We start from the raw sequence: 11,998 nt of genomic DNA, 5'->3' as shown, positions 1-11,998 counted from the left end.
AGGCCTTCCGGAGGGATAGCGGCCTTAAAGCCGATAGCCCAACTCAGGATTCCTAATCGTCCCCTTCAGCCTTCGGAGTCAAGAGGCCCAGTTCCTCGAGGTCCATCTGGGTGATGGGATCCTCATTGTCGGAAAGTTCGTCCTCACCGGCAGGGACCGGGATATGCAGGTTGGAGGGAACCCGACCGGACAGGAGACCGGCGCCCTTCAATTCCTCGATGCCCGGGAGGTCGCGGATTTCTTCCAGCCCGAAGTGATCGAGGAAATCCCGCGTCGTTCCGAATGTGACCGGCCGCCCCGGCGTGCGTCTTCGGCCGCGAAACCGCACCCAGCCCGCCTCCATCAGCACATCGAGCGTGCCCTTGGAAGTCTGAACGCCGCGGATGTCCTCGATCTCCGCACGCGTCACCGGCTGGTGATAGGCGATGATGGCCAGGACTTCGAGCGCGGCGCGCGAGAGCTTCTTGATCTCCTGCTCGTCAGTTTGCACGACGAAGGAGAGATCGGCCGCGGTGCGGAACGCCCAGTGGTCGGCGACCTGAACGAGATTGACGCCGCGGCTCGCATAGGACGCTTTCAGCCGTGCCATGACACGGCCGACACCGACGCCACGGGGTATCCGGCTGGCGATATAGCTCTCGGAGATTGGCTGCGCCGATGCGAAGACGAGCGCTTCGGCGATCCGCTCCGCCTCCTCCGCTAGCCCTGGATCGATGAACACCTCGAGGTCGTCCTCGTCATCGGGTAGTCCGGGCAGGTATTTTTGCGCCTCAGCCACGCGCTGCCTCCATTTCCGCCAGGGTCGCGGCATCGATCGGCTTCGGCCCGCGCCTTAAATAGATCGGCGCGAAAGCGGCTTCCTGCCGGATTTCCAACCGTCCCTCCCGCACTAGCTCGAGCGACGCGGCAAAAGAACTCGCGATTGCGGTTGCGCGCTCCTTCGGGCCTGTCATGTAGCGGATGAGGAAATGGTCGAGCGCGGTCCAGTCTTCGAGGCTGCCGACCATCCTGGCGAGGATGAGGCGCGCATCGGCAAGCGACCAGACATGGCGCTTTTCGATCGTCACCTGGGTTATCGCCTGCCGTTGCCGGAGCGTAGCGTAGGCCGTCAGCAAGTCGTAGAGCGAAGCGTCGTAGCCGGACTTTCGTTCCGGTACGAGGTGCTCAGGCGCACCGCGTGCGAAAACGTCTCGGCCCAGCCTGTTGCGGTTGACCAGCCGCGTCGCGGCATCGCGCATCGCCTCGAGGCGCTTCAGGCGGAAAGCAAGGGCGGACGCCATTTCCTCGCCCGAGGGGCCCTCGTCCTTCGATTGCTGGGGGATCAGCAGGCGCGACTTCAGATAGGCAAGCCATGCCGCCATGACGAGATAATCGGCGGCAAGCTCGATGCGGATGGAGCGCGCCCGCTCGATGAAGGCGATATACTGCTCGGCAAGCGCCAGAACGGAGATTCGCGAAAGATCGACGCGCTGGCTGCGGGCGAGATGGAGAAGCAGGTCGAGCGGACCCTCGAAGCCACCAATGTCGACGACGAGCTCTTCCTCGTGCAAGCCGCGATCGGCAGACTCGTCCTGCCACAAAGGCTCCATCGGCGCCTTTGCCACAGGTTGTCCCTGCCTTTCGTCAGACCCCATCGACCCCATGCCCTTTCGACGCGGCGGCGCCGCGTTTCCCAAATAGATCGCCCACCTTCATGCGAAGCCGCAAAAAAACGCTCTACAATTTTGAATCTAGAGTATCTTTTCTGCCTTCTGCCTGTCCACCCGGAAGCAGGATGCTCTAGGCGAGCGAGAACATCGCATTGAACTCCGCTCGCAATATGTCTTCGTCCGAACCGTCAGGCTGCCGGAAGGCGGCCTCCGCCGCCTTCGCGCGGCGCAGCAGGTCGCCCGAGAGAACCGGCACGACATCGGCGACGGCTTTCATTTCTTCCATAATGCCGTGGCAATGCAAGACGAGATCGAGGCCTGCGTCGACAATCCCTCGAGCGCGGGTGGTCATATCCCCAGCAAGGGCGTTCATGGAAACGTCGTCGGACATCAACAGGCCGTCGAAGCCGATATAACCGCGGATGATCTCCCGCACGACCTTGGAAGAGGTGGTTGCCGGATTGTCGGGGTCGATCGCCGTGAAGACCATATGCGCCGACATCGCCATCGCCTCGTCCTTCATGGCGGCGAAAGGCTGGAAGTCGACGCGCTTCAATTCATCCAGCGAGGCGTCGACCACCGGCAGGTTGTGATGCGAATCCACGAAGGTGCGGCCATGGCCGGGCATGTGCTTCATCACCGGTAGCATGCCGCCCGCTTTCAGGCCCTCGCTGACAGCACGGCCGATCGCCGTCACGGTCGCCGGATCGTGGCCATAGGCCCGGTTGCCGATGACGTCATGGCTACCAGGCACCGGCACGTCGAGAACCGGCAGGCAGTCGACCGTGATGCCGAAGCGCATGAGGTCGAAAGCATGCAGGCGCCCGAGCAGCCATGCTGCACGCAGCCCCATCTCGACGTCGCGTCGGTAGATCTCGCCGATGGCTGCACCACTTGGATATTGCTGTACGAGCGGCGGGCGAATGCGCTGGACGCGGCCGCCCTCCTGGTCGATCAGAACCGGTGCTTTCGGATTGCCGACGCTGTCGTGCAGGGCCGCGACCAGATCGCAGATCTGCTCTTTCTCACCGATGTTGCGACCGAAGAGAATGAAGCCCCAGGGACGCTCGCCGGCGAAGAAGCTGCGCTCTTCCGCCGTCAGGGAAAGGCCTTTGCAGCCCGAGATGAATGCCTTTGATTCGCTCATGCGTCGATCATAGTGTCCCGCGGTCGAACCGCGAAGCCGCAAAGCGTTTGCCGGCGCGTCCATGCACAGGCAAGCGCATGGCGGAACGAAACGGGCGCGGCATTTCTGCCGCGCCCGCCCAGTTTTCTTTTAAGCCTTAGCGGTTACTTCGTCACGAGGCAGCTTCCGCCGGCGCTCTTGTAGCGCGAGCAAAGGGCATTCGCTTCTTCCCGCGAACCGGCCGGTATCCTGACGCGGTAGTAGGTACCCTTGCCGGCAATCTCCGCCTTGCGGATATCCACGCCGCGACCGCCGATAACGCTCGCGAACTTGGCCGAGAGATTGTTGTAGCTCTTCTGCGCCTCCGCCTCGGAAGGCAGCGAGGCAATCTGGACGACGTAGCTGCCGGCCGGAACGGACGCGGTAGCGAGCGGAGCGGTGGCTTGTGCAGCCGCCGTTTGCGTGGCCGGCTTAGCTTCCGGCGCTGCAGCCGGGGTGGCGGCTGAAGGGGCTTCTGCGGCGGGCTTGGCCGATGGTGCCGGTTCGCTGCCGACCGCCGTCGTCTTGACGCTGCGAACAGGCGCAACCTCGTTCCCGGCCGGCTCGCTCGGTGCCGCAAGCGCGACCTTCCCGGCCGGCGCGGCGGGTTCTTCGGCGGCGCGCAGCTCGGCTGCCGCAACCGCGACCGCTGCTTTGCCCTGGGAGCCGGAAGTGCCCGCCTCCGCCGAAGCATTGGCGGGAATGGGCTGAGAGGCAGCCGTAGCCGTGCTGGCTGTTTCGGCCGGCTCCTCACGGGGGACGAGCGTCCCGTCCGGCTTGACGATCATGGTCCGGACCTTGCGCGGCGCGACCGCCGGGGCAGCTTCCTCATCGGCAGCGGCATTCTCCGCCGATGCATCCGGCGTCAGGCGCGCGACTTCTTCCTCTTCCGGAGGAGATACTCCAGGCAGGGCATCCCCGTTTTCACTGCCTTCAAGCGGCAAGGATTCGGGCGTCAGCGTTCTCTGGACGACGTCCATCGGCTCTTCCGTCGAGGAGACAAGGGCCTCCTGGCGCGGTCCATTGCCCTGGTCGCCCGCCACCCGATCGTAGACCGCCTTGTCCTGGTTCGGCACCAATTTGCCGCCCTTCTGTTCCGGGACGATCTTGACCGGGTCCTTGTCGGCAAGAATGATCTTGGGTCCGTCCCCCGACAAGACCGCACTGCTCCCGCCCATCCAGGCGTAGACGGCGGCGCCGCCGAGGATGATGACACCGGCAACGCTCGCGGCCAGCAGCATCGTGCGCTGCGAGCGGCGGCCATAGCCCTGTTCGGCGAAATCGTCGGTCTCGGCGCCCGGGACCGCCGCCACCCGCTCGGCATCTTGCGCGGCGCTGCGGCGCTCCGACATCGAACGCTGGAAGTCCTCTTCCATCGCCTTCTCGAACTCCTCGAAATCGTCGAGCGAGGCGAGAGGGGCGCTGCCATTGCCCGCTGATCCGGCGCGCATGGCGGGCGCGATGTCGGCCTGGCTGGAACGTGCGCCGCTCTTTGCGGCCGGCGCCGGCGTGTTGAAGAGCTGTGCCATTTCCGCGTCGATATCGAGGTCGAAATCGCCTGGATAGGAAACCGGCTTCTCCTCGGCTTCCAGAGACGGCAGCTGCGGGACATCGAGATCGGCGATCGGCGCGACGCCGCTTTCCATCTCGCCGATCATGGCGGGATCGAATGGCAGCGGACTTTCCGATGACGTTTCTTCGGCCTCGGCAACCACAGGGGCTTGAACGGCCGTGCGTGCCGGCGCCTGTTCACGACGCAGCTCCGGCTCGTTCGCCGGAGCGAGCGCCTGCAGGAACGGCTGAGCCGCCGGCTCCACCAGCGCAGGATGCCCTACGACCGGAGGCGCTTCCGCAGCTGCCTTCGGCGCATCGTCTTTCGGCAGATCCATGTCCAGGGCGATGTCGGCGAGTTCCAGCTCGAAATCGTCGAGATCGAAGCTCGGCTCGGATTCAGCCTGCGATGAGCTGCTCTGCGCGGTCACGGGTTCCGGCTCGGCGGGCGCCTCGGGTGCGACGACCGGAGCGGGCGCCTGCAAGGCGGCAGGCGCCGGGATCGGAGTGGCGTAGGCTCGCTGCTGAGACGCACCGGCCACCGACGCGACCGGCGTCGCGCGGCTGAACGTCGGCGTAAATGGGTACGTGTTCTTCTTTGCAACAGGAGCCGAAATAGCGGGCGCCGACTGCGCGGCAACCGATGCGGCCGCAACGGCTGTAGCCGGGACGACCGGTATTATTGGAAAGCGCTCCACGTCAGCGAGCAGCCGATCCACGTGGTCGGGAGCCGCCGGCTCGGGCGGCAGGGCCGGCGATACATGCGCAGCAACCGCCTCGGTGACCGCTGCCTCCTGGGGCAGTTCGGGCTCCGCCATATCCAGGTAAACCGGTTCCGCGATATTGGCACGTTCGGCAGCCTTGCCGGCGGCAGCAAGCCTGGAGGCAAGCGGCTCCTGCCAGTCTTCGAATACTGGGAGCTCCGGCGCCTCGACCTGCTGACCCGCATGCATGGCTTCGCCGCTTGGCGCGGCTTCGGCCGACAGATCTTCATAGCCGAGCGACAATTCGAGTTCGCGCTCCAGATCGACCGCGGAATCGACATCCGGCGCTGCAAAGACATCCGCCTCGCCATCGCTCGACACCTGATCATCTTCCGGAGAGAACGCTACCGGCTCTCCGGATACTTCTTCGGCGAGCTCGACGGCCGGCGCCGAAGGCTCCATGAGCAGCTCTTGCTTTTCCGGCTCTTGGCTTTCCAGCACAGGCTCAGGCGAGCTCGCCGAATGGGCGCCTGGGTGCTCGACAAGCCCGCTATCGGGGTGCACCGGTGCCGCGCGCGGGGCATCATAGCTGTCGAATGCGCGCAGCAGCTCGTCTTCAAGATCAAAGGTCGGATCGCGCCGGATCGTCTCCTGATGTCGCTGCAACTCCTGCAGTTGCTGAACAGCTGGCCGAGCATCGTAACCGACAATGCGGGCAAGTTCGCTCAACGGATCATCATCGGCCAATTTATCGAATTCTGCCGGCCCGCTTCGTGCGAATTGTTTGTCTGCCATAGTTTCCACTCACAACTGCCTGCGTTGAATTGCCAGCGCATTGTGGGGAAATGGTGACACTACTTACCGCATCTCTTCCGGCGCCGAGGTGCCCGTAACGGACAGACCCGACTTCAATACCGAGGCGACAGCATGCACCAGCCCGAGTCTGGCAATGCTTAATTCTCTGTTCTTATCGTTAACAAAACGTAATTCCGGATTTTCTTTACCTTTGTTCCAGAAAGCGTGGAAGGCTGCAGCAAGATCATACAGGTAAAAAGCGATTCGATGAGGCTCCTGCGAGAGTGCCGCAGCCTCAACGACGCGAGGATACTCTGCGAGCTTGGCGACGAGCTGCAATTCGGCAGGATCAACGATCGCCCCGATCACTGCACCGGCAAGATCGATCGAAGACAAATCGAGGTCGGGGAAGGCTTCTTTCGCCTGGCGGAACACCGAGCAGCAGCGTGCATGCGCATACTGCACGTAGAAGACCGGATTATCCTTCGACTGTTCCGTCACCTTGGCAAAATCGAAGTCGAGCGGCTCCGAATTCTTCCGGTAGAGCATCATGAACCGGACAGGATCGCGCCCGACTTCATCGACCACGTCGCGCAGCGTCACGAAGTCGCCCGAGCGCTTCGACATCTTCACCGGTTCGCCGTTCCGGTAGAGTTTGACCAGCTGGCACAAGAGCACCGTCAGCTTCGCCGTGCCCTCGGATATTGCCCTCGCCAGCGCCTCCAGGCGCTTGACATAGCCGCCGTGGTCGGCCCCGAGGACGTAGATCATCTCGTGGAATCCACGGTCGAACTTGTCCTTGAAATAAGCAACGTCGGCGGCGAAGTAGGTATAGCTGCCGTCCGACTTGATCAGCGGCCTGTCGATGTCGTCGCCCACCTCGGTCGAACGGAACAGCGTCTGCTCGCGATCCTCCCAATCTTCGGGCAATTGGCCCTTCGGCGGCGGCAGCGTGCCGATGTAGACATGCCCCTTGAAAGTCAGGTCGTTGATCGCCGTGCGAATCCGGGCGGCGCCATTGTCGTGCAGCGTTCGCTCGGCGAAGAAGACGTCATGGTTGACGTTGAGGGCCGCCAGGTCTTCGCGGATCATCGCCATCATCGCGTCGATGACCCGCTCCTTGACGAGCGGCATCCACTTGTCTTCCGGCATAATCCTGAGGCTCGTGCCGAATTCGTCGGCAAGCGCCTCGCCAACCGGTACGAGGTAATCGCCGGGATAGAGTCCCGCCGGTATCTCGCCGATCTCTTCGCCGAGCGCCTGCCGGTAGCGCAGGAAGGCCGAGCGGGCGAGCACGTCGATCTGCGAGCCGGCGTCATTGATGTAGTATTCCTTGGTGACGTCGTAGCCGGCGAAGGCGAGAAGGTTCGCCAGGGCGTCGCCGACGACGGCGCCGCGGCAGTGGCCGACATGCATCGGCCCCGTCGGATTCGCCGAAACATATTCGACGTTCACCTTCCGCCCGGCACCGATGGTGCTGCGTCCGAAATCCGTCCCCGCCCGCACCATTGCCGAAAGAAGCTTCTGCCAATAGGAAACCGACAACCGAACATTGATGAACCCCGGCCCGGCAACGGAGACCTCGGCGACCTCGGGATCCTGGCGCAACTTGTCGACGATGAGATCGGCAAGGGCGCGCGGGTTCGTGCCCAGCGACTTTGCAAGAACCATTGCGGCGTTCGTCGCGACGTCACCGTGGCTGAGGTCCCGCGGCGGCTCAATATTGACCCGCCCGAAATCAATCTCCGATCGCTTTTCACGAACGATATCAAGTGATTCCAGAATATTTTTAACTCTTGATTCGAAGTCTGTGAAAAGGTTCATCTGATCCATCCGCTCTTTCCCAGTTCAACTGGAGAATGGCGCAAAACTCAAAAAGGAGGCCGGGGTCCGTAGGGAACCTGCAGCCTCCGCGCGGCGCGTCACTACCGCAAATCCGGCGTGTGGTCAAACAAGCGCCGGTGCACGCTGATCGCGAAGGTATCGGTCATGCCGGCGAGATAGTCTCCCACATGGCGCGCGCGGGCCGGCTCGGCCATTCCGGCGATCTGGTCGATCCAGTAGTGTTCCTTCATCAACAGCGGGTCGGCCATGAACGCCCGATAGAGATCGGTGACGATCGATGCCGCCGCCTGCCGCACCCGCATCACCTCCGGGTGGCGATAGATGCGCGTCATCAGCAGGTTCTTGATCTGCCGGTCGGTCTCGCTCATCTCCTCGGAGAACGTGGCGATAACCTTGCCGGCCCTGCGCACGTCGCTCGCGCTCTTCGGTCGAATGTCGCGCAGTCTCGCCTGGGCGACGCCGATGACGTCCTCGACCATCGCGGTGATCTGCCGGCGCATGATCTCGTGCGTGAAACGGCTGCTTTCGAGGCTCGAATAACGGTCATGGACCTCGCACATCAGGCGGCCGAGAAACGGCACGTCCTCCAGCATGTCGAAGGTCAGATAGCCGGCCCGCAATCCGTCGTCGATATCATGGGTATTATAGGCGATATCGTCTGCGATCGCTGCGACCTGGGCTTCGAGGCTTGCGAAACTCGCCAGTTCGAGATCATGGAGGGCGCAATAGTCCAGGATCGGCTGCGGCACCGGGCCGCGGATGCCCTCGCCTTCCGGCGTCATCAGCGGCCCATTGTGCTTGACCAGTCCTTCGAGGCTCTCCCAGGTGAGGTTCAGGCCGTCGAATTCCGCATAGCGGCGCTCGAGCTTTGTAACGATCCGCAGCGACTGCGCATTGTGGTCGAAGCCGCCATAGGGCTTCAGCACCTCGTGCAGCGCATCCTCGCCGGTATGGCCGAACGGCGTATGGCCGAAGTCGTGGACAAGCGCCACCCCCTCGGCCAGATCCTCATCGAGTTTCAGCGCCCGTGCCAGGGCGCGCGCGATCTGCGCGACTTCGATCGTGTGCGTCAGCCGGGTACGGTAGTGATCGCCGTCGGCGGCAATGAACACCTGGGTCTTGTGCTTCAGGCGACGAAACGCGGTGGTGTGGACGATGCGGTCGCGGTCGCGTTGGAAGTCGGAACGGGTCGGACTGGAAGCTTCGGGATAGAGCCGGCCGCGTGACGCCCAGGGATTGGAAGCAAAGGTCGCGTGCTCACCATAACCGAAACCCAGGGCCTGTCTGTCGAAAGCCATTTCACACCTGTGATGCCATCCCATTGACGGGACATTCAAGCCTTCATACCTATAGTATGCGTTGCAGGAAAGCGACGAGGGAATAGCTGCTTAATCACCGCGAATTCCCGGGGCTCGCTTCTCGAGCCCAGCAATTGTAGCGCCAGGTTGCAAACGAATCTCTCCGGTTCTTGACCCCGGCAGGAGGCCAGACATGATGCAGGACACAGTGACGCTTTCGGATGCGGCCGCCCGGCGCATCGCCGCCATACTCCAGACCGAACACGACAAGACGGCGATGCGCGTCTCCGTCGAAGGCGGCGGCTGTTCTGGCTTTTCCTACAAGTTCGACCTGGTGGACAAGGAAAACGACGACGACCTCGTTCTCGAGAAGGGCAACGCCAAGGTGCTGATCGACAGCCTCTCGCTGGTCTATATGGGTGGTTCGGAAATCGACTTCGTCGACAACCTGCTCGGCCAGTCCTTTCAGATCAAGAATCCGAATGCCGTTGCAAGTTGCGGCTGCGGAACAAGTTTCTCCGTCTAAGCGCCTTCCCCGATTGCCTCTAGAGATAGGGTGAACCCAGCCAGAGCAGGCGGTTCGCAAGCCGGTTGAGCATTGGCTCCGCTTCAAGGCTCGCGAGCGTTACTTCGGCGGCCATCTCGCGCGCCGCGCAAAACTTGTCGCTGATCGCCTGCGCAAAGGCGTCATCGAGGATCTCCAGGTCGAACTCGAAATTCAGCCGCAGCGAGCGCGGGTCGAGATTGCTCGATCCGACATAGGCCCAATGGCCGTCGACGACGATCAATTTCGAATGGTTGAAGCTTCCCTTCGCCCGCCAGACGCGACAATGGCCTTCGAGCACCTGGTCGAATTGCGCCGTCATGGCGCGATCCACCAGCGTCAGGTTGTTGACCGCAGGCACGATGATGTCGACTTCGACGCCTCGTCGCGCAGCCGTCACCAGCGCGCTGATGAGTTCCCTGTCCGGCAGGAAATAGGGCGACATGACCCGGATGTGCCGACGCGCGATCGAGAAGGCCCCCATCAGCATCTTGTGGTTGGTTTCATTGGTGCTGTCGGGTCCCGAGGGCACGGCGCGCATCAGCACCGACGGCGCATCGCCCCGCTCCTCCAGGTCCGCTAGCCGCCAGGCTTCTCCCGAGAGCAGTTCTCCGCTCGAGAACTGCCAGTCTTCGGCCGCCACCTGGAATATGTCGGCGACGATCGGCCCGCTAACCAGGAAATGGGTGTCGAACGAAGCGGCGATTCCGGCGACCTCGGTGGTGAAGCCGGCGCGGATGTTCATGCCGCCAGTGAAGGCGACAGCGCCGTCGACGACGACGATCTTCCGGTGGGTCCTGAGATTGGCATAGGGCAGCCGCAGGCCCATGATGATATTGCCGTTGAAGACCGCGGTCGTGACGCCTCCTTCCTGGAGATAGCCGACGATGCTCGGCACCGAATAGCGAGCGCCGACCGCGTCGATCAGGACCCGCACGCTGACGCCGCGCTTGACCGCGGCGATCAGCGCATCGGCAAAGCGAAGCCCGATCGGGTCGCGATCGAAGATATAGCTTTCGAAGAGGATGCTACGGCGAGCGCCGTCGATGGCCTCGAGCATCGCCCCATAGACCTCGTCGCCGCCCTCCAGCGTGGTAATGTGGTTCCCGGTCGACATCGAAAAACGCGATACGCGGTCCCCAAGGATCTTCATCGCCGCGAATCGCTGCCCGAATCGGACTGCCACGTTTTCATCCGTGACGTCGGAACCGAGAAACGGGTCCGGGCCGCTCGCGCGCAGCAGCGAGCGCTGCAGACCGATCGAGGAACGGCGAATGCGGTTGATGCCGGCGACCGCATAGATCGCCGCGCCGATGACTGGCGAGAGGAGAACGACGCCGACCCAGCCGGCGGCGGCGCGGACATCGTCCTTCGTCATGGCCGCATGAATGATCGCCGGCACCCCCAGCGCGAAGGACAGGAGCGCCAGGAAATGCGGCCAGTAATTCTCGATGAACGCGATCATGCGCGGGACTATAGACGGACCGAATGAGGAATCAATTCCGCCACCGACGGCTGCATTTCCTCAAGCGAAGGCGCAAGGAAACGGGCCTTTGGAGCGCCAATTGCGTCCTGCCGCGGAGATTTGTCAAAAGAAACCGCAGCCGCTAAAACGACTCGGCGCCAATGCGAGACCATAAAAAGAAAGGCAGATGCGGCCCATGAAGATCGCCACCTGGAACATCAACGGCATCAAGGCGCGGTTCGACGGTCTCGTTGCCTGGCTCAAGGCATCGAACCCGGACATCGCCTGCCTGCAGGAGATCAAGTCGGTCGACGATGCGTTCCCGAGGGAGGAGATCGAGGCGCTCGGCTATCATATCGAAACCCACGGTCAAAAAGGCTTCAACGGCGTGGCGCTGCTTTCCAAGCTGCGGCCTGACGAAGTGAACCGCGGACTGCCGGGCGACGATTCCGACGAGCAGTCGCGCTTCATCGAGGGCGTCTTTTCCGTTGCAGGCGGATCGATTCGCGTTTGCTGCCTCTATCTGCCGAATGGCAATCCGGTCGGCACGGAGAAATATCCCTACAAGCTCGGATGGATGCAGCGGCTCACGTCCTTCGCCAAGGAGAGGCTGATGCTCGAAGAGCCGCTGATCCTCGCCGGCGACTACAACGTCATTCCCGAGGCTCATGACTGCTGGGACATTAATGTCTGGCGCAATGACGCGCTCTTCCTGCCTGAGACGCGTTCAGCCTTTCGGCAGATGCGCAATCTCGGCCTCACCGATGCGGTGCGCGCCACGACGGATGAGGTGCCGCTTTATTCCTTCTGGGATTATCAGGCCGGCTGCTGGCAGAAGAATTTCGGCATCCGCATCGACCACCTGATGCTGTCGCCCGAGGCGGCCGACAAGCTGGTTTCCACATCGATCGAAAAGCATGTCCGCGCCTGGGAAAAGCCGTCCGACCACGTGCCGGTTGCTGCCGAATTTGCTTTCTAAGGG

At 62.8% G+C, this 11,998-nt stretch carries 10 protein-coding genes; 3 read left to right on the top strand and 7 right to left on the bottom strand.

Annotated elements, in window-relative coordinates; translation table 11 throughout:
- Positions 1 to 52 precede the first annotated feature (52 nt).
- The 4 genes from scpB to ATC00_RS16185 all read right to left on the bottom strand — a co-directional run bounded on the left by scpB (position 53) and on the right by ATC00_RS16185 (position 5,531).
- Positions 53 to 778, bottom strand: coding sequence for an SMC-Scp complex subunit ScpB (gene scpB, locus ATC00_RS16200; RefSeq protein ID WP_064253582.1), 726 nt, complete (start codon positions 776 to 778; stop codon positions 53 to 55).
- On the bottom strand, positions 771 to 1,634 hold the full coding sequence (locus ATC00_RS16195; RefSeq protein ID WP_161951919.1) for a segregation and condensation protein A: 864 nt from the start codon (positions 1,632 to 1,634) through the stop codon (positions 771 to 773). Before ATC00_RS16195 ends, scpB begins: the two co-directional genes overlap by 8 nt.
- A gap of 145 nt (positions 1,635 to 1,779) precedes the next feature.
- Positions 1,780 to 2,796 (bottom strand): beta-N-acetylhexosaminidase, encoded by a 1,017-nt coding sequence (gene nagZ, locus ATC00_RS16190; RefSeq protein ID WP_064253581.1) that lies wholly within the window; start codon positions 2,794 to 2,796, stop codon positions 1,780 to 1,782.
- A gap of 143 nt (positions 2,797 to 2,939) precedes the next feature.
- Positions 2,940 to 5,531, bottom strand: coding sequence for an SPOR domain-containing protein (locus ATC00_RS16185; RefSeq protein ID WP_234782331.1), 2,592 nt, complete (start codon positions 5,529 to 5,531; stop codon positions 2,940 to 2,942).
- 60 nt (positions 5,532 to 5,591) lie between these two features.
- Between ATC00_RS16185 and ATC00_RS33520 the strand changes: the two genes are divergently transcribed.
- Positions 5,592 to 5,921: a hypothetical protein gene (locus ATC00_RS33520; RefSeq protein ID WP_234782330.1), complete on the top strand. Its 330-nt coding sequence runs from the start codon at positions 5,592 to 5,594 to the stop codon at positions 5,919 to 5,921.
- Positions 5,922 to 5,927: 6 nt separating this feature from the next.
- Here ATC00_RS33520 and argS read toward each other — a convergent pair whose 3' ends face one another.
- Both argS and ATC00_RS16175 read right to left on the bottom strand, forming a co-directional pair.
- Positions 5,928 to 7,688 (bottom strand): arginine--tRNA ligase, encoded by a 1,761-nt coding sequence (gene argS, locus ATC00_RS16180; protein WP_037385153.1) that lies wholly within the window; start codon positions 7,686 to 7,688, stop codon positions 5,928 to 5,930.
- Between the two features lie 101 nt (positions 7,689 to 7,789).
- Positions 7,790 to 9,007, bottom strand: coding sequence for a deoxyguanosinetriphosphate triphosphohydrolase (locus ATC00_RS16175; protein WP_064253579.1), 1,218 nt, complete (start codon positions 9,005 to 9,007; stop codon positions 7,790 to 7,792).
- 193 nt (positions 9,008 to 9,200) lie between these two features.
- Between ATC00_RS16175 and erpA the strand changes: the two genes are divergently transcribed.
- Positions 9,201 to 9,533 carry an iron-sulfur cluster insertion protein ErpA gene (gene erpA / locus ATC00_RS16170; RefSeq protein WP_037384536.1) on the top strand — a complete coding sequence of 111 codons (333 nt, stop codon included), beginning with the start codon at positions 9,201 to 9,203 and terminating at the stop codon, positions 9,531 to 9,533.
- Between the two features lie 19 nt (positions 9,534 to 9,552).
- On the opposite strand, the gene ATC00_RS16165 is transcribed toward erpA, so the two are convergent.
- Positions 9,553 to 11,016 (bottom strand): phospholipase D-like domain-containing protein, encoded by a 1,464-nt coding sequence (locus tag ATC00_RS16165; RefSeq protein ID WP_064253578.1) that lies wholly within the window; start codon positions 11,014 to 11,016, stop codon positions 9,553 to 9,555.
- A 196-nt stretch (positions 11,017 to 11,212) separates the two neighbouring features.
- Here ATC00_RS16165 and xth point away from each other — a divergent pair, with 196 nt between their 5' ends.
- Positions 11,213 to 11,995, top strand: a complete 783-nt coding sequence (gene xth, locus ATC00_RS16160) for an exodeoxyribonuclease III (protein WP_064253716.1) — start codon at positions 11,213 to 11,215, stop codon at positions 11,993 to 11,995.
- The last annotated feature ends 3 nt before the right edge of the window (positions 11,996 to 11,998 follow it).

The organism is Sinorhizobium americanum (genome assembly GCF_001651855.1).
GTDB lineage: Bacteria > Pseudomonadota > Alphaproteobacteria > Rhizobiales > Rhizobiaceae > Sinorhizobium > Sinorhizobium americanum.
This window is presented reverse-complemented; position numbering and strand designations above follow the sequence as displayed.